This is a genomic window from Caulobacter sp. P1_D6 (genome assembly GCF_056406095.1).
Map to the genome: position 1 here is coordinate 1 of NZ_JBFUAW010000062.1, position 18014 is coordinate 18014.

General features: G+C 70.6%; 18 protein-coding genes and 1 pseudogene. 10 read left to right on the forward strand and 9 right to left on the reverse strand.

Annotated features, from left to right (window positions below):
- Together AC1DYP_RS23850 and rhaT are read left to right on the forward strand one after the other, a co-directional pair.
- A pseudogene (locus AC1DYP_RS23850) lies at positions 1 to 228 on the forward strand (glucuronate isomerase); the annotation flags it as partial.
- 101 nt (positions 229 to 329) lie between these two features.
- Positions 330 to 1424, forward strand: coding sequence for an L-rhamnose/proton symporter RhaT (gene rhaT / locus AC1DYP_RS23855; protein WP_477048422.1), 1095 nt, complete (start codon positions 330 to 332; stop codon positions 1422 to 1424).
- Here rhaT and AC1DYP_RS23860 read toward each other — a convergent pair.
- Positions 1421 to 2206 carry an IclR family transcriptional regulator gene (locus tag AC1DYP_RS23860; RefSeq protein WP_477048423.1) on the reverse strand — a complete coding sequence of 262 codons (786 nt, stop codon included), beginning with the start codon at positions 2204 to 2206 and terminating at the stop codon, positions 1421 to 1423. The two genes, rhaT and AC1DYP_RS23860, sit on opposite strands and share 4 nt — an antisense overlap.
- Before the next feature lie 192 nt (positions 2207 to 2398).
- Here AC1DYP_RS23860 and AC1DYP_RS23865 point away from each other — a divergent pair, with 192 nt between their 5' ends.
- Both AC1DYP_RS23865 and AC1DYP_RS23870 read left to right on the forward strand, forming a co-directional pair.
- Positions 2399 to 2593, forward strand: a complete 195-nt coding sequence (locus tag AC1DYP_RS23865) for a hypothetical protein (protein WP_477048424.1) — start codon at positions 2399 to 2401, stop codon at positions 2591 to 2593.
- A gap of 2 nt (positions 2594 to 2595) precedes the next feature.
- A complete protein-coding gene (locus AC1DYP_RS23870; protein WP_477036326.1) occupies positions 2596 to 2826 on the forward strand; it encodes a hypothetical protein in 231 nt (76 codons plus the stop codon).
- A gap of 34 nt (positions 2827 to 2860) precedes the next feature.
- On the opposite strand, the gene AC1DYP_RS23875 is transcribed toward AC1DYP_RS23870, so the two are convergent.
- The gene (locus AC1DYP_RS23875; protein WP_477036325.1) at positions 2861 to 3598 is read right to left on the reverse strand and encodes a glutathione S-transferase family protein; all 738 of its coding nucleotides are present in this window, start codon (positions 3596 to 3598) and stop codon (positions 2861 to 2863) included.
- 113 nt (positions 3599 to 3711) lie between these two features.
- Between AC1DYP_RS23875 and AC1DYP_RS23880 the strand changes: the two genes are divergently transcribed.
- Complete coding sequence (locus tag AC1DYP_RS23880; protein WP_477036324.1) at positions 3712 to 4434, forward strand: helix-turn-helix transcriptional regulator; 723 nt, start codon at positions 3712 to 3714, stop codon at positions 4432 to 4434.
- Here AC1DYP_RS23880 and AC1DYP_RS23885 read toward each other — a convergent pair.
- The 5 genes from AC1DYP_RS23885 to AC1DYP_RS23905 form a co-directional block, all read right to left on the reverse strand.
- Complete coding sequence (locus AC1DYP_RS23885; RefSeq protein WP_477048425.1) at positions 4431 to 5426, reverse strand: alpha/beta hydrolase; 996 nt, start codon at positions 5424 to 5426, stop codon at positions 4431 to 4433. The genes AC1DYP_RS23880 and AC1DYP_RS23885 overlap by 4 nt on opposite strands.
- 78 nt (positions 5427 to 5504) lie before the next feature.
- Positions 5505 to 6032: a hypothetical protein gene (locus AC1DYP_RS23890; protein ID WP_477048426.1), complete on the reverse strand. Its 528-nt coding sequence runs from the start codon at positions 6030 to 6032 to the stop codon at positions 5505 to 5507.
- Between the two features lie 84 nt (positions 6033 to 6116).
- On the reverse strand, positions 6117 to 6935 hold the full coding sequence (locus AC1DYP_RS23895) for a creatininase family protein (protein WP_477048427.1): 819 nt from the start codon (positions 6933 to 6935) through the stop codon (positions 6117 to 6119).
- Between the two features lie 179 nt (positions 6936 to 7114).
- On the reverse strand, positions 7115 to 7933 hold the full coding sequence (locus AC1DYP_RS23900; protein WP_477048428.1) for a TrmH family RNA methyltransferase: 819 nt from the start codon (positions 7931 to 7933) through the stop codon (positions 7115 to 7117).
- Positions 7934 to 8008: 75 nt separating this feature from the next.
- On the reverse strand, positions 8009 to 9280 hold the full coding sequence (locus AC1DYP_RS23905; protein ID WP_477048429.1) for an MFS transporter: 1272 nt from the start codon (positions 9278 to 9280) through the stop codon (positions 8009 to 8011).
- A gap of 222 nt (positions 9281 to 9502) precedes the next feature.
- Here AC1DYP_RS23905 and AC1DYP_RS23910 point away from each other — a divergent pair, with 222 nt between their 5' ends.
- The 5 genes from AC1DYP_RS23910 (at position 9503) to AC1DYP_RS23930 (ending at position 16628) form a co-directional block, all read left to right on the forward strand.
- Entirely contained in the window at positions 9503 to 10558 is a 1056-nt protein-coding gene (locus tag AC1DYP_RS23910; protein WP_477048430.1) for a LacI family DNA-binding transcriptional regulator, read from the forward strand.
- A 120-nt stretch (positions 10559 to 10678) separates the two neighbouring features.
- On the forward strand, positions 10679 to 10999 hold the full coding sequence (locus AC1DYP_RS23915) for a hypothetical protein (protein ID WP_477048431.1): 321 nt from the start codon (positions 10679 to 10681) through the stop codon (positions 10997 to 10999).
- A 51-nt stretch (positions 11000 to 11050) separates the two neighbouring features.
- Positions 11051 to 12295 carry a TolC family protein gene (locus AC1DYP_RS23920; RefSeq protein ID WP_477048432.1) on the forward strand — a complete coding sequence of 415 codons (1245 nt, stop codon included), beginning with the start codon at positions 11051 to 11053 and terminating at the stop codon, positions 12293 to 12295.
- The gene (locus AC1DYP_RS23925) at positions 12292 to 13446 is read left to right on the forward strand and encodes an efflux RND transporter periplasmic adaptor subunit (RefSeq protein WP_477048433.1); all 1155 of its coding nucleotides are present in this window, start codon (positions 12292 to 12294) and stop codon (positions 13444 to 13446) included. The genes AC1DYP_RS23920 and AC1DYP_RS23925 overlap by 4 nt, the downstream gene beginning before the upstream one ends.
- A gap of 2 nt (positions 13447 to 13448) precedes the next feature.
- A complete protein-coding gene (locus AC1DYP_RS23930) occupies positions 13449 to 16628 on the forward strand; it encodes an efflux RND transporter permease subunit (protein ID WP_477048434.1) in 3180 nt (1059 codons plus the stop codon).
- Here the strand turns inward: AC1DYP_RS23930 and AC1DYP_RS23935 are convergent.
- The gene (locus tag AC1DYP_RS23935; protein ID WP_477048435.1) at positions 16625 to 17650 is read right to left on the reverse strand and encodes an alpha/beta fold hydrolase; all 1026 of its coding nucleotides are present in this window, start codon (positions 17648 to 17650) and stop codon (positions 16625 to 16627) included. The genes AC1DYP_RS23930 and AC1DYP_RS23935 overlap by 4 nt on opposite strands.
- Positions 17651 to 17832: 182 nt before the next feature.
- On the reverse strand, positions 17833 to 18014 hold a 182-nt coding region (locus tag AC1DYP_RS23940; protein WP_477048436.1), incomplete at its 5' end, for a hypothetical protein.

Genomic DNA, 18014 nt, shown 5'->3' on the forward strand with positions numbered 1-18014 from the left:
GTCGGCTTCAACGACGACACCCGCGCCTTCCTGTCGATCCCGGCCCGCCACGACGTGGCCCGCCGCGTCGACAGCGCCTTCCTGGCCCGCATGGTCGCCGAGCACCGCATGGACGAGGTCGAGGCCGCCGAACTGATCGTCGACCTGACCTACACCCTGCCCAAGAAGGCCTACAAACTCGACCAGCGACCCCAATGGGCCAAGCCGGTCGTTCCCGCCGTGGCTTGACGCCCAAGCTTCAAACTATAAGATATCATTCCATAATATGAGACTTGAAAAGTCTCGCCAGAAGCCGTCGCGCGGACAGCAGGAACACGAGGGGAAGAAACATGACGCCCAACCCGTTGCTCGGCGTGCTCTTCCACTGGCTGGGCGGGCTGTCGTCCGCCAGCTTCTATGTGCCCTATCGCGGCGTGCGCCGCTGGTCGTGGGAAATCTTCTGGCTGACCGGCGGCATCTTCTCCTGGCTGCTGGCCCCCTGGCTGTTCGCCTCGATCCAGACCCATGACCTGCTCGGCGTAATGGCCCAGGTCCCGCCCAAGACCGTCGGGCTGTGCGTGATGTTCGGCGTGCTCTGGGGCTTCGGCGGCCTGACCTACGGCCTGACCATGCGCTATCTGGGCCTGTCGCTGGGCATGGCCGTGGTGCTGGGCCTGTGCACGGTGTTCGGCACCCTGGTGCCGCCGATCGTCCGAGGAGAGTTCGGCGAGGCCCTGCTGGGCTCGCTGTCGGGGCGGATCATCCTGCTGGGCCTGCTGGTCACCCTGGCCGGCATCGTCGTCGTCGCCTGGGCCGGCGCCAAGAAGGACGCCGACCTGTCGCCCGAGCAGAAGAAGGCCGCCGTCGCCGAGTTCGACTTCAGGAAGGGCATCGCCGTGGCGGTGTTCTCCGGGATCATGTCGGCCTGTTTCGCCTTCGGGCTTTCGGCCGGCGAGCCGATCAAGGCCCTGACGGCCGCGGCCGGCACCGGCCCGCTGTGGACCGGCCTGCCGACCCTGTGCCTGGTGATGTTCGGCGGCCTGATCACAAACGGCCTGTGGTGCGCCTGGCTGATCTTCAAGAACCGCAGCGCCGGCCAGTGGCTGGGCGCGGTCAGCCCGACCGAGGCGGCGGACAAGCCCGAGACCGCGGCCCTGAAACGCTCGCCCCTGCTGGCCAACTACCTGCTGTGCGCGGTGGCCGGCACGGCCTGGTACTTCCAGTTCTTCTTCTACACGATGGGCGAAAGCCAGATGGGCCGGTTCGGCTTCTCCAGCTGGACCCTGCACATGGCCTCGATCATCATCTTCGGCACCCTGTGGGGCTTCGCCTTCCGCGAATGGAAGGACGCCCGGCCCGGGGTCAAGGCCATGGTCTGGACCGGCGTGGCCCTGCTGGTCGGGGCCACGGTGATCATCGGCTACGGCAACCGGCTGGGCGGCTAGGCCTCCGGGCTCAGCCTCGCGGGGTTGAAGCCCAAGGCCATGCCGATCTCCAGGGCGGCCGCGACCACCTGCGGCGTCAGTTCGGCCATCCGCGCCTCGTCCATGTATTGCGGGACGCTGGACAGGCTGATGGCGGCGACGATCGCGCCGCTGGCGTCGCGGATCGGGGCGGCGATGCAGCGGATGCTGTCGCCGCCGTCTTCAAGGTGCAGGGCGTGGCCCGTCCGCCGGGCCGCCTCCATGTCCCGCTGGAAGGCGGCCGCCTCCGGCGCGTCCGGGTCATCGGAAAACAGCGCCGCCCAACGTTCCGGCTGGGCCTCGATCAGCAAGGCGCGGCCCAGGGCGGTGTCGCGGATGCGGTTGCGGTCGCCGACCCGGTGACGGATTTCCAACCGCCGCCGGCCGGGGATCTGGGCGACGTAGAGCACGTCGTCGCCGGCCGCGGTCCCAAGGTTGGTCGCGTCCTGGGTCTCGGCCGACAGCGCGCTCAGCACCGGCCGCGCCACCTCCGCCAGGCCCAGCCGCTCGCGCGCCTGATGACCCAGCTGCACCAGCCGGCCGCCCAGCCGATAGTCACGGCCGACCGCCGACAGCAGGCCGCGATCGACCAGGGCGGAGGCCAGGCGATGGGTGGTGCTGCGGGTCAGGCCGACCCTTTCCTCGAACGCCTTGAGGCTATGGGCGCCCTCGGCGACGGCCTCGAGGATGTCCAAGGCGCGGTGCAGGGTCTGACTGGCGCGGTCCGCGACGGCGGAGGCTTGAGGCGCGGCTGTATCCGACAAGGGGGCATCCTATCCCGATCACCCCTCTAGATAGCATTGGAACGCCGATTCCAACGATGTCTTGTCGCCGATCAGGCATCGAAATCGTCGAGGATTCGGCGCGCCGCGGCCCTGAACGCGACGAAGAAGCTGGACGCTAGGAACACCCGTCCCGCCGGTTGGTTTTGAAAGGGGCAGACATGGAGGAAACCGATGTCCAAAGCCCCGCCTATTCCGCCGGAACAGCGCGCCTTCAAGGGTCAGAAACCCCAGATCGAGGGCCAAGGCGGCCATGACGATCTGCAGTCGCCCGACCCCGGCAACGCCGATGTGAACCTCAAGGAGCAGGGCCGCCACGGCAACCTGCGCCAGAACACCTCCCACGCCGGCAACGTGCAGGATCGCTGACCATGCCCGACAAGAACCCCGCCGCCGACCGCTGGGGCGGCCCTGGCGCCAGCCACGAGAACGCCAAGCAGGCCCGCCCCGACCCCACCGTCAAGGATCCGGACGATCCCGACCGCTACAGTCGCCACAGCAAGGTCTCGGGCGGCGGCGGCGAGTCCGACGTGCACCATGCGCACGACCCGGATCGCAAGGAGGACTTCCAGGCCAACGACGCCCAGAAACGCAAGCACTAGAGGAAACCCTCTCCCCTCGGGGAGAGGGTTTTTCTCAGGCCGCCTGGCACATCGCGTCGACGGCCTGGGGCGCGAACTCCGGATAGTAGCCGGCCATCATCCGCTCGGCGTAGCCCACCAGGTTGGGCAGGGCCTCGGCCCGGCGGCGCAGCGGCGAGTCGAAGAACGGCGTCAGGATCTGGGCCAGCATGGCGAAGACGATGGCGTCGACGCTGGTGGGCCGGTGGCCCATCATGAACGACTTGTTCCCCAGCATCTCCGACAGTGCCGTCAGCGACCACGAGCCCAGTTCCACGATCTCGTCGGGCGAATGGCGGCCCATCCCGACGGACTTGAGGGTGGCCTGCACCGTATCGAGCAGGCCGTCGATCGCGTCGGCCCGCGCCTCGCCCGGCATGCCTTCGAACCAGCGGGCCGGGCCCTTGGCGAAGTTGTCGTCGTCGAAGAACCGGAAGTGGCAGCTGGCCCAGCCCAGATGGTTCTCGACCATCCGCTCGATCGCCCAGGCCTGGCCGCGCTGGGCCTTGCTGAGGCCGGCGTCCAGGTCGACGCCGTAGCTGCGCTCGATATAGGCGCGGATGAAGGTGGAGTCGGCGACCTTTATCCCGTCGTCGTCGATCCACGGCAGCTGGCCCTTGGGCGAGGTTTCGGGATGGGCCGGGACCTTCTCGTACCAGAGGCCCGCCATCTTCAGGTGGATTTCGGTCTTGGTGACATAGGGGCTGCCTTCGGGGAGACCGTAGGCGGGGCCGGCGGCGTAGAGCGTGATCATGGTGGTCTCTCCCTGCTTGGCCGCCTCTCGGGTCCGTCCCTGTTGCGACATTCGAACGCTACCGCCATCCTGCTGCCAGCATGCTGTCAGCATCGGTCGAGCAGAGTGACGCCATGAGACGCGCCGAACGCCTTTTCCAGATCATCCAGATCCTTCGCCGCAGCCGGCAGCCGGTCACGGCCGACGCCATGGCGGTGGAGCTGGAGACCTCCAAACGCAGCGTTTATCGCGACATCGCCGCCTTGATCGGCCAGAGGGCGCCCATCCGCGGCGAGGCGGGCGTCGGCTATGTGCTGGAGGCCGGATACGACATGCCGCCCCTGATGCTGACACCCGACGAGATCGAGGCCGCCGTGCTGGGGGCCCAGTGGGTCGCCGGACGCGGCGATCCGGTGCTCGCCACCGCCGCCAACGACCTGATCGCCAAGATCGCCGCCGCCGTGCCCGAGCAGTTGCGGCCCTACGTGCTGGCTCCCGCCACGGGGACCGGCACGAACTGGAAGGCCCTGCCCGACGGCATCGACATCGCCCAGACCCGGGCCTGGATCCACGCCGGCCGCAAGATCCGCCTGGACTATCGTGACGAGAAGGGCGCGGTCAGCCAGCGCGTCGTCTGGCCGGTGACGGTGGGCTATCTGGAGACCGTGCGCCTGCTGATCGCCTGGTGCGAGCTGCGCAACGACTTCCGCAACTTCCGCACCGACCGGATCGAAGGGGCCGAGTTCCTTGACGAACGGCACGGCCAGCGCCCCGGCGTCCTGCGGACCCGCTGGCAGCGGGCGCTGGAGGAAGAGCGCAAGCGCTGGGCGGCCAAGGGCGAGGGCTGCGGGCCCTAGACCCCGTGCCGCTTGGCGAAGGTTTCGAACAGCGAGGGCCAGGCGGCGACCGGCTTGCCGACGATCCCGCGCAGGCCAAAGCCGTGGCCGCCCTCCTCGAAGATATGCATCTCGGCGGGGATCGCCTTGGCCTTCAGCGCGGTGAACATCATCAGGCTGTTGGCCACCGGCACGGTCTTGTCGTCGGCGGCGTGGACCAGGAACACCGGCGGGACGTGGTCGGTGACGTTCTGCTCCGGCGAATAGAGCGCGATCTGCTCGGGCGTCGGCGTCGGGCCCAGCAACTGCTTGCGCGAACCGCCGTGGACCGGTCCGTCGACCATGCTCACCACCGGGTACATCAGGCACGACAGGTCGGGCCGGGCCGACAGGTCGTCGGCGGCGTCGACCCGCTCATAGACCTTGGCGTCGAAGCGGGTGGTCAGGCTGGCGGCCAGGTGCCCGCCGGCCGAGAAGCCCATGATCGAGACCCGCGCGGGATCGAATTTGATCGCCGCCGCCTTCGAACGGACCAGGCGCACCGCGCGCTGAGCGTCCTGCAGCGGCGCGTCCGGACCCGCGCCCCAGCCGTCGCCGGGCAGGCGGTAGAGCAGGACGAAACAGGTGTAGCCGCGATCCGCCAGCCAGCGGGCGGTCTCGAAGCCTTCCTTGTCGCTGACCACGCGCTCGTAGCCGCCGCCGGGCATCAGCACCACCGCCGCGCCGTTGGCCTGGGCGGTAGGACGGAAGACGGTCAGGGTCGGCTTGCGGGTATGGGTGGTGGCGCGGTCGCGCAGGCCGCCGTCGACGGTGCGGTCGAGCACGGTCTCGACGGCGGTGACTCCAGCCGAACCGGGCGGGTCGCCGGGCCACAGGGGCAGGACTTCGGTCGGATCCATCGGGGCCTTCGCGGCTGTGGCGGCTTGGTCCGGCTTGGCCTGGGCGGCGCCCGCCAGCAGCGATGTCAGCAGGCCGCCCGTCAAGGTGGCCAGGGTTCCCCGGCGATTGAACATGCGACCTCCCTAAGCGACGCGAAGGGACCCTAGGGCGGGGCTTGGACGACGGCAAGTCACCGGTGTCATAGCCCTACGTCAGGCGGCCCGCGGCTTGTCGACATTGGAATCATAGTCGCCCTTGGCGATCTTCTTTCGAGCCTCGCGGAAGCACCATTCCGGCGAGGGCGGCGCGGCTGTACGGACCGCGTCCATGCGATCCATCAGCCCCTCGAACTCGGCCTGGAACGCCTCGAACGGCTCCAGGGATTTGACGTTGGCCGCCTGTCGGAAGCGGTCGCGCAGATTGGTGAATTCGGTAGCCGACCGACCGATGCTGGTCAGGTGCATGTCCAGGTTCAGCGCCTTGAAGATGGCGGGAAAGAAACCGGCCAGCACGCTGCAGAACGCCGCGCCGATCTTGCCAGCCTCACCCGCGTTCTGGCCGAGGATTTGGGAGCCCGCGAACCCGCCGAGGATGATCGGAGCGATGAGGAAGGTCGCGCGCCAGAAGCGTGCGTGCTTCTGCCAGATGTAGAGCGCGGCGGCCGTGTGGCGGCAGGCGTCGTACTGGCGAAGGCACTCCTTGACGAGATGAACGGTGCGTGGGTCCGTGCTGGTGCGCATTTCGCGACGCCCCTCCTGATCTTTCGCCGCTGGGCTGCAGCGAGGTAACACTCCAACACGCCCGGTTGCCGCAACGGTCGAGGATCAGCCCCGGCGTAGCGCGCCGAGCACCGCGTCGCCGATGCGCCGGGTGCGATACTCGGCGATCGCCTTGCCGACCTTCGCGCTGGCCGTGCTCGTGGGAAAGCCGCCGATGCCGCTGGGATTGAGCGCGCGATCGCCGGCCTCGCCCGCCTTCAGGAAGGGCAAGGACGGCGACTGAGGCAGGTTGGCGTATCCATCGCTTACCTGTTCGGGTCGATAGTGCAGCATCAGGCTGGTTTCCCAGCCGTCGGCGTGCGTCGTGAACGCGGGCTCGGCTCCTCCCAGCAGATCCTTCAGCATCGGGAAATTCAGCCCGTCGACGATCGGCAGGATGCTGTCGCAGGCCGGCAGATCCAGTCTCGCCAATCGCTCGCTGTCGACGAGCGCGTGGGCGTCCAGGCCGCTGATCTCGCGGCTGGCCAGGACCGCCGCCTTGGCCATGGCGGTCAGATGCCTGCCGCCGAGGTGGCCGCTGTAGAGGAACACCCGCTTGAAGCCGTTCACGTTCAGCGAGCGCAACAGGTCGACATAGAGCGCGACGAAGGTCGCGGAACTTACCGTCAGGCTGCCCGGATAGATGTAGGTGCCGTCGCGCCGGTCGTCGCCGGCCTCGTTCGTGATGCCGATGTTGAGGCATGGCCCGATGATGCTTTGGAAGCCGTGGCCCGAGAGATAGGCTTGAACGTCACCCAGCTGGTCGATGGCGCCCAACGCATCCGCCCCCAACGGCAGATGGGGACCGTGCGCCTCGATGGCGCCCACGGGCAGCAGCCCGATGTCGGTCTTCGCGATCGCCGCCTCGAACTCGGGGAAGGTCATATCGAGCATCGTGCGGACAGGCGCCTTGCCGGGGGCTCGCGAACGCGCCGTCGCGGCTCCCCCAAAGAGCGCCCCCATCGCCGGCGCGCCGCCCAAGAGTCCGATCGCCGTCCTACGCCGCATCGCCATACTCCGCACGGAAGCATCCAGAGGCTAGCACGGCCCGTTGGAAACACGCGCTAGGATTGTGCGAACCGCAGGTGGTGCAGCACGATCCCGCTGGTGGTGGCCACGTTCAGAGAGTCGAAGCCGCCCGCCATCGGGATGCCGACGGTCCGCACCCGGTCCATGACGGCTTGGGACAGTCCCGGCCCCTCCGCCCCCAGCAGCACGGCCGCGCGAGGCGGCGGATCCAGCCGCGCGAGGATTTCGCCGGCGGCGGGGCTCAGCGCCAAGCCCTGGTAGCCGTGACGCTCCAGCAGGCCGACCACGTCCTCGCCCGGCGCCAGCCCGGCGGTCGGCACGCTGAGCGTGGCGCCGATCGAGACGCGGATGGCCTTGCGGTAGAAGGGGTCGCAGCAGTCGCCGTCCAGGATCACGCCGTCGACGCCGAACGCCGCGGCGTTGCGGAAGATGCCGCCCAGATTGTCGTGATTGGCGATGCCCATCAGCACCAGCACCACCGCGCGCTCGCCGGCCTTTTCGGTGACTTGGGCGAGCAGCGCCTCGGCCGACAACGGCTCGGGCTTGGCGCCCACGGCCAGGACGCCGCGATGCAGGTGGAAGCCGGCGATGGCGTCCAGCACGGCCTGGCCCGCCACGTACACCGGGACGCCCGGCGGCAGCCCCGCCAGTGCCTCGCCCAGCTTGTCGATCCGCTTGCCGTCCAGCAGCAGCGACTGGACGCGCTCGGGCGCGTCGCGGACGAAGGACCGCAGCACCGTCTCGCCCTCGGCGATGAACAGCCCCTGGCGGCCGACCAGGTCGCGCTCCTTGATGTCGCGATAGGCCGCGACGCGCGGATCGTTGGGATCGTCGATGGGGATCAGGTCGGGCACGGGACCTCGGGCGAGCGTTTTCAGCGAAGTGGCCGCCGGTTCGCGTGAAGAAAACGCGCAGACCAAAAAGGCGGCTTACCGCACGCCCCGTATCGGAAGGATGGCCAGACCGCCAGCCGCCGCCAGCCCCGCGGCCACCAGATAGAGGGCGTGGTAGTTCACATGGGCCGGTCCCAGCACCCACATCGCCAGGATCGGGGCCATGGCCTGGGGCAAGGTGTTGGCCAGGTTGATCACCCCCAGGTCCTTGCCGGCGTCCTTCTGCGAGGGCAGCACCTGGCTGACCAGGGCGATGTCGACGGCGTAGTAGCAGCCGACCGCGCAGCCGAAGATCACGAAGCCGGCCATCACCACCGGCCAGCTCGGCACCAGCGAGAACACGACCATCGCGCCCGCCAGGACCAGGGCCGCGCCCGCCGCGAACAGCTTGCGACGCTTGAGGCGGTCGGAAAGCATCCCGCCCAGCATGCCGCAGGCGACGTTAGCGCAGGTGGCGATGGTGGTCAGCAAGGCCATGCCCTGCTCGGCGCGGCGGCCCGGGAACAGGTTCGAATAGTGCAGCGCGTCCTGCAGGTAGAACAGCATGTAGCACTGGGTCAGGGTGATCGCGACCAGCACCATGAACCGGCTGACCCAGGCCAGGGCGAAGTCGGGATGGGCCCGCGGATCGATCCAGAACCCCGCCAGGAAGTCGCGCCAGTTGAACGGCGGCCGCTCGCCGCGCGGCAGCGGCGGGTCGTTCAGGGCCAGGGCGAACGGGGCGATCGCCACCAGCAGCACCAGGCCGATGGCCAAGTAGCGCGACGCCTCGCTGACCAGCAGGCCGCCCACCAGGATCACCCCGGCCATGGCCCCGATCGGATGGCCCAGGCTGAGGAAGGCGGCCACCCTGCCCTTCTGGTCGTCGGGCACGCGGTCGGGCAGCACCGCCAGCAGCGCCGAGAACAGCACGTTGAAAGCCAGCTGGAAGCAAACGATCCCGGCCATCAGCTGGATCGTGCTCTGGGCCATCATGATCAGGAAATACGAGGCGACCGTGCTCAGCGCGCCGGCCACCATCCAGGGCCGCCGGCGCCCGAAGCGCGACGTCGTCCGGTCGCTGATCGCGCCGGCCAGCAGGTTGGCGATGCTGGCGGTGGCCGCGCCGAGAATGGCGACCAGGCTCAGCACCACGGCCTTGTTGGCCGAATCGATGCCTTCGGCCTTCAGGGGCAACAGCACCTGGAACAGGGGCATGAAACTGACATAGGCCCCGATCTGGGCCAGGGTGAAGGCGGCGATGAAGCTGGGCTTCACGGGAACGGTCGGCCTTGCCCTGTCGATTCCAATCGCCTCCGCCGTCGTCATCACGCCTCCCCGCACACACGGTCTTCGCCGCGATTGGCTGGGACACTGGCCTTCCACGTCGGGGTACACAAGCCGCGAGAGGCGACAAAGCCCACATCCAGGCCTCTGACCGCGCTTTTTTGAAACGGGAGCGTCGCCTTATACCGCGCAGTTGCTCTAGGCTGCCGGGATGAAGATGAGTCCAAGCAAACAGGACCTCCGTAGCGGGAATTGGGCGGGCTGATGGCGTCGGTGACGATCTATGACGTTGCGGCGCGCGCCGACGTGTCGATCAAGACCGTTTCCCGCGTGATGAACAACGAGCCGAACGTGCGGCCGCAGATGCGCGAGCGCGTGCTGGAGGCGGCCGGGGCCCTGGGCTATGCGCCGAACCTGTCGGCCCGCAGCCTGGCCGGCTCGCGTTCGTTCGTGATCGCCGTCTTTGTCGACGCCTCCCTGACCCTGGACCACTGGCGCAGCGAGCGCGGTTCCGACTACCTGCAACGCATCCAGCTGGGCGCGACCGTCGAGACCCGGGCCGCCGGCTATCACCTGCTGGTCGAGCTGATCGACCATGACGGCCCGCGCGTGCGCCAGGAGGTCGGCGCCCTGCTGGCCGCCCTCAAGCCCGACGGCGTGATCCTGACCCCGCCCTCGTGCGACAACGAGGTGGTGCTGGAGCTGCTGGACAAGGCCGGCACGCCCTATGTTCGGCTGGGCCCGGAAAAGCCCGAGGGCCTGGGTCCGCGCGTGCACATGGACGACGTCGCCGCCGCCCGCGAGATGACCGACCACCTGATCGGGCTGGGCCACACCCGGATCGGCTTCATCGCCGGCGACCAGCGCTACGGCGCCAGCCAGGCGCGCCGCGAAGGCTACATGGCGGCGATGAAGGCGCGCAAACTGAAGGTCGACAAAGCCTGGGTCCGCCAGGGCGACTTCACCTTCGAGTCCGGGCACAAGGCAGCGATCGACCTGCTGGCCCTGCCCGAGCGGCCGACGGCGATCTTCGCGTCCAACGACGACATGGCCCTGGGCGCCCTGGCGGCGGCGGCCGAGGCCGACCTTTCCGTCCCCGGCGACATCTCCGTCGCCGGCTTCGACGACAGCCCCGTCTCGCGCCTCAGCCGTCCCCAGCTGACCACGATCCGCCAGCCGCTGGTGGAGATGTCGACCCTGGCGACCAAGATGCTGGTCAACGGCGGAGCCCGCAATTCGGAAGCCGGTCAGCGACCGCGCGACGAACTGCTGCCCTTCACCCTGATCCACCGGGCCTCGACGGCGCCGCCGAAGGGCTGAATCCCGTCCACGGACCCGCCCGGCGCTGTAATCATGTAACGCGTTCTCTTGCCGCGATCGGGAAGCTATAGAACGGCCATGCGTCGAGCGATGACATGGTGGCGGAACCTGGGTGGCCTGATGGCCGCCTGCGTCCTGGCGCTGCTCGTCCTCGCGCCCACGGTCGGCATGGCGGCCTGCCTGTGCGAGGCCGAGGCTCCCGTCGTCGAGACGAGCGCCGCCGCCGTCCAGGCCGTCCAGGGCGACTCTCGGGATCACGGGGCTCCTTGCGAGGCCGCGTGCTGCGTGAGCGGCCACTGCCATCACGGCGGGGCCATGCTCGACACGCCCGTCGCGCCGGTTGCCGCCCCGGCTCCCGTCACCTCCGAGCACGCGACGGCGACGGCCCACGCGCTGGCCTCGCGCACCCTCTCCGGCCCCGACCGACCGCCTCGCGCCTGACGGCCCGCGCGCATCCCGCGCGCCGTCGTCCATCCTTCGCGAGGAATTTCCATGTCATCGAACCGATGGCCGCTGCGCGCGGCCTTGGCCTGCGCCGCTTCCGGCCTGCTCTGCACGTCCGTCACGGCCCAGACCGCGCCGAGCTTCCAGGCCCTGTTGAAACAGGCCCAGGCCTCCGCGCCGCGCCTGGCGCTCGGGGCCGCCGAGGCGCGCGTGGCCGAGGGCCAGGCCGTGCAGGCCGCCGCCCGCCCCAACCCGACCCTTGGCCTGATGGTCGAGAACGCCGCCGGATCTGGTCCCTACAAGGACTTCGACGGCGCCGAGACCACCCTGTCGATCGAGCAGCCGCTGGAGCTGGGCGGCAAGCGCGCCGCGCGGACCTCGGCGGCCCGGGCCGATCTCGCCGCCGCCAAGGCGCGCGCCGCCTTGGGGCAGGTGGATTTCGCCCGCGACCTGGCCCTCGCCTACGCCAACGCCGAGGCCGCCCAGCAACGCCTCGCCGTCGCCAGGGACAGCGTTGACCTGGCCCAGGCCGACACGAGGGCCGCCCGCCTGCTGGTCGACAACGGCAAGGAGGCCCAGGTGCGGGCCATCCAGGCCGAGGCGGGGCTGGCCACGGCGCGCGCCGACCTGGCCGCCGCCCAGGCCGAGGCCGAGACAGCCCTGGCTCGCCTGAGCGCGCTGACCGGCTCCCCCGAGACCTACACCGCCGTCACGGGAGGCCTGCTGGACGCCGCCCCGGCGACGCCGCCGACAGTGCCGGCCTTCAGCCCGGCCATCGCCGCCGCCCGCGCCGAGCGCGACGCCGCCGAGCGTCGCATCGCCGTGGAGCGCGCCCGCCGCGTTCCAGACCTCGCCGTCAGCTTCGGGGTTCGTCAGTTCCAGAGCGACGATTCCACGGCGGCCGTCTTCGGGATTTCCGCGCCCTTGCCGCTGTTCGACCGCAACCGGGGCGCGGTCGCCGCCGCCACGGCCAGCGCCCAGGCCGCCCGGGCCCGGCTGGCCATCGCTCAGGCCGAACAGGACGGCGACCGCCGCGCCGCCACCGCCCAGGTCGCCGCCGCGGGCCAGACGCGGGAAGCCTCCCGCCAGGCGGAAAGCGCGGCGTCCGAGGCCTATCGCCTGGCCCGGATCGGCTATGACGCCGGCCGCCTGCCGCTCTCCGAACTGCTGGCCGCCCGCCGCGACCTGATCGCCGCGCGTGGCCGAACCGTCGACACCAAGCTGGCGCGCGTCAGGGCGCTCGCCGACCTCGCCCGCGCCCAGGGCGCCTTTCCGTTCGGAGATCAGCCGTGATCGCTCGTCGCTACATCATCGCCTCGGCGGTCGCCCTGATCGCCGCCGCCGGCCTCGGCTACGGCGTCGCCCAGCTCGTCGAAGGCCGCTCCGCCCCCGCCGCCCATGAAGAGGAAGGCGGCCAGCACGAAGAGCACGCCGCGACCGACCTCGTACCCCTGAAGCTCGCCGACGCATCGGCGGCCGGCGTCTCGGTCATCACGCCGGGACGCGGCGGCGGGGCCGACATCCTGCTGCCGGGGCGCGTGACCCTGGCCGCCAACGCCCTGGCCGCCCTGGGCGCCCCGGTGTCGGGGACGGTCGAGCGGGTGCACGTCTCGGCCGGCGCGAACGTCGCCGCCGGATCGCCCATCGCCACCTTGCGCAGCGCCGACGCCGCCTCCGGTCGCGCGAGCCTCGACGCCGCCGGGGCCGGCGTCAGGGCCGCCCAGGCCGCCGCCGGCCGGGACCGGCGCCTGTTCGACGCCGGCGTCGTCGCCCGCCAGGACTGGGAAGCCAGCCAGGCCGCCGCCGAGAAGGCCCAGGCCGACTATCGCGCCGCCCAGGCCCAGGTCCGCGCCATGGGCGGGCCGAGCGCCAACGGCGTCACCGTGCTGCGCAGCCCGATCGACGGGGTCGTGACGCGGATCGAGACCCAGGTCGGCGGCTTCCTGACGCAGGGCGCGCTCGTCGCCGAGGTCGCCGACCAGAGCCGCGCCGAATACGTCTTCGACGCACCGGCGGCCGCCGCCGGCTCCATCCGGCTCGGCCAGGCGATCCACGTGCAGACCCCCGACGGCCAGGAGACCCCGGCCACCATCAGCGCCGTGGCGCCCGGCGCGTCCGGGGGCAACACCGCCACCGTCCGGGCGACGCCGTCGGGCAGGACCGCGCCGGTCGGGTCGGTCGTCTCCGCGCGGGTGATGACGGGAGCCAGTGACGGCGGCGCGATCATCGTGCCCAGCGAGGCCGTCCAGACCGTCGAAGGCCGTCCGGTCGTGTTCGTGGTCGAGACCGCCGGCTTCCGCGCCAAGCCGGTGACGCCAGGCCGGGTCGCCGCGGGCTCCACCGAGATTCTGAGAGGCCTGACCGGAACCGAACGCATCGCCGGCAAGGGCGCCTTCCTGCTCAAGGCCGAACTCGGCAAGGGCGAAGCGGGACACGAGGACTGACCATGCTGAACCGCCTGATCGACCTCTCCGTCCGCTTCCGCTGGATCGTCGCCCTGCTGGCCGTGGCCCTGCTCGCGTATGGCGGCGCGCAGCTCGCCGGTCTGCCCATCGACGCGGTCCCCGACATCACCAACCGCCAGGTGCAGATCAACACCATCGCGCCCGCCCTCGGTCCCGAGGAGGTCGAGCGCCAGGTCACCTTCCCGGTCGAGACCGCCCTGGCCGGCATCCCCGGCCTGGTCGAGACCCGCTCGCTGTCGCGTCACGGCTTCTCGCAGATCACCGCCGTCTTCACCGACGCCACCGACCTCTATGGGGCTCGAAGTCTGATCAACGAGCGCCTCCAGGCCGCCCGCGCCACCCTGCCCGAAGGCCTGGAGCCCAGCATGGGGCCGCCGGTCACGGGCCTGGGCGAGGTCTATATCTGGACCGTCGAGCTGTCGGGTCCGGCGGCGCGGACCGGCGCGGCCTATGTCACCCCCGAGGGCGACCGCCTGACCACCGACATCGAGAAGGCCACCTATCTGCGCACGGTTCAGGACTGGATCGTCGCGCCCCAGCTGAAGACGTTGAAGGGCGTGGCCGGGGTCGACGTGCTGGGCGGCTACGTGAAGCAGTATGTGGTCCAGCCCGACCCGGCCAAGCTGTCGGCCTTCGGCATCAGCCTGCCGCAGTTGATCGACGCCCTGGAGCACGCCAACCGCGTCGAGGGCGCGGGCTACGTCCAGCGCGGCGGCGAGGCCTACATCGTCCGCGCCGACGCCCGGGTGAAGACCCTGGGCGAACTGGCCGAGACTCCCGTGGGGCGGCGCGGCTCGGCGGTGATCCGCGTGTCCGACGTCGCCACCGTCGTCATCGGCCAGGCCCCGCGCCTGGGCTCGGCCAGCGAGGCCGGGCGCGAGGTCGTGATCGGCACCGCCCTGATGCTGGCCGGCGAGAACAGCCGCACGGTCGCCGCTCGGGTGGGGGAACGCCTCAAGGACATTCAGGCCAGCCTCCCAGCCGGGGTGGTGGTCAAGCCGGTGCTGGACCGCACCGATCTGGTCGACGCCACGATCCGCACCGTCGAGCACAACCTGGCCTTCGGCGCCCTGCTGGTCATCGCCGTGCTGTTCATGGCCCTGGGCAACATCCGCGCGGCGATCATCACCGCCCTGGTCATCCCGCTGTCGTTCCTGTTCGCCGCCATCGCCATGCGGCGGTTCGGGATCAGCGGCAATCTGATGAGCCTGGGGGCGCTGGACTTCGGCCTGATCGTCGACGGCGCGGTGGTTGTGATCGAGAACACCCTGGGCCGCCTGGCGCTGCGCCGGAGCGAACTGGGACGGTCGCTGGACGCCCGCGAGCGGATCGCGATCGCCGCGTCCTCGGCCCGCGAGATGGCCAGGCCCGCCGCCTTCGGCCAGGCGATCATCCTGATGGTCTACGCCCCGCTGCTGGCCTTCGAGGGCGTCGAGGGCAAGATGTTCGGCCCCATGGCGGCGACCGTGATGTTCGCCCTGGCCGGAGCCTTCCTGCTGTCCCTGACCTTCGTGCCGGCCATGGCCGCCCTGCTGATCGGCGAACCCAAGGGCCATGGCGAGACCCGGGTCATGACCGCCGCCAAGGCGCGGTTCGAACCCCTCCTGCGCCGCCTCGTCGCCCGGCCGGTCGCGGTGGCGGCGGGCGCCGGCCTGGCCTTGCTGATCGGCGTCGTCGCCTTCCTGAGCCTGGGCCGCGAGTTCATCCCGACGCTCGACGAAGGCGACCTGATGGTCCAGGCCTCGCGCGTGCCGTCGATCTCGCTGGAGCAGAGCCAGGCCATGCAGTTCCGGGTCGAGAAGACCCTGGCCGCCATGCCCGAGGTCGCCCTGGTGTTCACCCGCACGGGCACCGCCGAGATCGCCTCCGACCCGATGCCGCCCAGCGCCTCGGACACCTTCGTCATCCTCAAGCCGCGCAAGCACTGGCCCGATCCGCGCCTGCCCAAGGCCCGGCTGGTCGAGCGCATGGAGGGCGCGTTGGCCGCGCACCTGGGCAACGCCTACGAGTTCACCCAGCCCATCCAGATGCGGTTCAACGAGCTGATCGCCGGCGTTCGATCCGACGTCGCCGTCAGCGTCTATGGCGACGACTTCGCGGTCATGGACCAGACCGCCCAGCAGGTCGCCAAGGCGCTGCGCGGGGTGCGGGGCGCGGCCGATGTAAAGGTCGAGCAGGTCTCCGGCCAGCCGACCATCACGGCCACGGTGGACCGCACGGCCGCGGCCGCCCTGGGCGTCCACGCCAGCGACGCCGCCGACGCCCTGGCCATCGGCCTCGGCGGCCGCGAGGCCGGACATATCCTTGAGGGTGACCGGCGGTTCGATGTCGTCGTCCGCCTGGACGAGCAGCGGCGCAACGATCCGGCTGTCATGGGCCAGCTGCCGGTCATGCCGGAGGGCGCGCCGCCCGGCACGGCGGCGATCCCGCTGTCGACCCTGGCCCGCTTCGACGCCGCCGAAGGCCCCAACCAGATCAGTCGCGAGAACGGCAAGCGCCGCATCGTGGTCCAGGCCAATGTCCGAGGGCGCGACCTGGGCGGCTTCGTCGCCGACGCCAAGACCGCCGTGCGGGACGAGGTTCCCCTTCCCGCCGGCTCGTGGCTGGATTGGGGCGGCCAGTTCGAAAACCTGGAGCGGGCCTCGGCGCGCCTGGCGGTGATCGTGCCGGTCGTCTTCCTGGTGATCGTGATCCTGCTCTACTTCGCCCTGGGCTCGGCGGCGGAGGCCGCCCTGGTCTTCGCCTGCGTGCCCCTGGCGCTGGTCGGCGGCGCGGCCGCCCTGGCCCTGCGCGGCATACCGTTCTCGATCTCGGCCGCCGTCGGCTTCATCGCGGTCTCAGGCGTCGCGACGCTGAACGGCCTGGTGCTGATGCAGAGCATCAAGCAGCAACTGGCCGCGGGGCTCGGACCGGTCGAGGCGGTGGTCACGGGCACGGTCAGCCGCCTTCGGGCGGTGCTGACCACGGCGCTGGTCGCCATGCTCGGCTTCCTGCCCATGGCGCTCGCCATCGGCCCGGGGGCGGAGGTGCAGAAGCCCCTGGCCACCGTCGTCATCGGCGGCCTGCTGACCTCCACCGCGTTGACCCTGCTGGCCCTGCCGGTGTTCGCGGCCTGGCTGGCCGCGCGGGGCTGGATGCGGGAGCCTGTCTCGGACGGCTAGCCGGCCGCGACGTCCAGGACGGCCTGGGCGAAGGCCTGGGGCGCTTCCTGGGGAAGGTTGTGGCCTATGCCTCCCGTCAGGGTCCGGTGCTGGTACTTTCCGGTGAAGCGCTTGGCATAGGTCTTGGGGTCTGCGTGCGGGGCGCCGTTGGCGTCGCCCTCGAGTGTGATGGTCGGCACGGAGATGCTCGGCGCGGCGGCCAGGGTGCGTTCCAGGTCGTCGTACTTGGCCTCGCCCGCGGCCAGGCCCAGCCGCCACCGGTAATTGTGGATCACCACGGCGACGTGATCCGGATTGTCGAACGCCACGGCGCTGCGGTCGAAGGTATCGTGGGTGAACTTCCATTGAGGCGAGGCCGTGCGCCAGATCAGCTCGCAGAACGCCCGCGTATTGGCGGCGTAGCCGGCCGCGCCGCGATCGGTGGCGAAATAGAACTGGTACCACCAGGCCAGCTCCGCCGGCGGGGGCAAAGGCGCCTTGTTGGCCTGGGGGCTGCCGATCAGGTAGCCGCTGACCGAGACCAGCCCCTTGACCCTGCGTGGCCAGAGCGCGGCGAGGATGCAGGCCGTGCGCGCGCCCCAGTCAAAAGCCCCGATCACCGCGCTTTCGATCTTGAGGGCGTCCAGCAGGGCGATGACGTCGAGCGCCACGACCGCCTGTTGGCCGTTGCGCAGGGTGTCCACCGAAAGGAACCGCGTGGTCCCGTATCCGCGCAGATACGGGACGATCACGCGATAGCCCTTGTCGGCCAGCAGCGGCGCCGCCGCCTCGAAGCTGTGGATGTCGTAGGGCCAGCCGTGCAGCAGGATGATCGGCGCCCCGGTCGCCGGCCCCATCTCGACATAGCCCACGTCCAGCAAGCCGGCGGCGACCTGCCTGGGCGCCGGCATGGTGTCGTTTTCGCTCCTCCCGGAGGGCTTGGCCTGCATCCCCGTGGCGGCGGCCGCCAGGTTCGGCAGGGCCGCGACGCCAAGCGCGGCGGCGGTCAGGAATTCGCGACGGGGGAGACGGCTGTTGTCCATGGCGACTCTCGGAGCGGATACGGACGAGGACCATTCCCGGGAGCGGCCCGCAAATCCACCGCCTTTCCGCGCGTTGGCGGGATTGTGCAAGAACCGCGCAGCGCGGCGGCGCTCGATCCCTCTCGAAGCCCGCGGTTCCGCTTGTCCTTCCGCCCGGCGATGCGCCGGGCGGAAGGATCGCGTCAGGACGCCATGGCCAGATTGCGGGCCAGATCGCGGGTGGGGGACGTGGCGGTCTGGTCGGCGGCGCCGAGGACGGCCGAGGCCTGGGCCGCGTCGCGGTTCCAGATCGCCGCCGAGCCGCCGGCCTGGCCGCCGAACCCGGCCATGGCCTGGCGCAGCAGCATCTGCTGCAGCAGGGCCG

Bases quoted from the DNA above. Each gene is read 5' to 3' on its own strand.
- rhaT (WP_477048422.1), top strand. From the start codon at position 330: ATGACGCCCAACCCGTTGCTCGGCGTGCTCTTCCACTGGCTGGGCGGG.
- AC1DYP_RS23865 (WP_477048424.1), top strand. From the start codon at position 2,399: ATGTCCAAAGCCCCGCCTATTCCGCCGGAACAGCGCGCCTTCAAGGGT.
- AC1DYP_RS23870 (WP_477036326.1), top strand. From the start codon at position 2,596: ATGCCCGACAAGAACCCCGCCGCCGACCGCTGGGGCGGCCCTGGCGCC.
- AC1DYP_RS23875 (WP_477036325.1), bottom strand. From the start codon at position 3,598: ATGATCACGCTCTACGCCGCCGGCCCCGCCTACGGTCTCCCCGAAGGC.
- AC1DYP_RS23880 (WP_477036324.1), top strand. From the start codon at position 3,712: ATGAGACGCGCCGAACGCCTTTTCCAGATCATCCAGATCCTTCGCCGC.
- AC1DYP_RS23885 (WP_477048425.1), bottom strand. From the start codon at position 5,426: ATGTTCAATCGCCGGGGAACCCTGGCCACCTTGACGGGCGGCCTGCTG.
- AC1DYP_RS23890 (WP_477048426.1), bottom strand. From the start codon at position 6,032: ATGCGCACCAGCACGGACCCACGCACCGTTCATCTCGTCAAGGAGTGC.
- AC1DYP_RS23895 (WP_477048427.1), bottom strand. From the start codon at position 6,935: ATGACCTTCCCCGAGTTCGAGGCGGCGATCGCGAAGACCGACATCGGG.
- AC1DYP_RS23905 (WP_477048429.1), bottom strand. From the start codon at position 9,280: ATGACGACGGCGGAGGCGATTGGAATCGACAGGGCAAGGCCGACCGTT.
- AC1DYP_RS23910 (WP_477048430.1), top strand. From the start codon at position 9,503: ATGGCGTCGGTGACGATCTATGACGTTGCGGCGCGCGCCGACGTGTCG.
- AC1DYP_RS23915 (WP_477048431.1), top strand. From the start codon at position 10,679: ATGGCCGCCTGCGTCCTGGCGCTGCTCGTCCTCGCGCCCACGGTCGGC.
- AC1DYP_RS23920 (WP_477048432.1), top strand. From the start codon at position 11,051: ATGTCATCGAACCGATGGCCGCTGCGCGCGGCCTTGGCCTGCGCCGCT.
- AC1DYP_RS23930 (WP_477048434.1), top strand. From the start codon at position 13,449: ATGCTGAACCGCCTGATCGACCTCTCCGTCCGCTTCCGCTGGATCGTC.
- AC1DYP_RS23935 (WP_477048435.1), bottom strand. From the start codon at position 17,650: ATGGACAACAGCCGTCTCCCCCGTCGCGAATTCCTGACCGCCGCCGCG.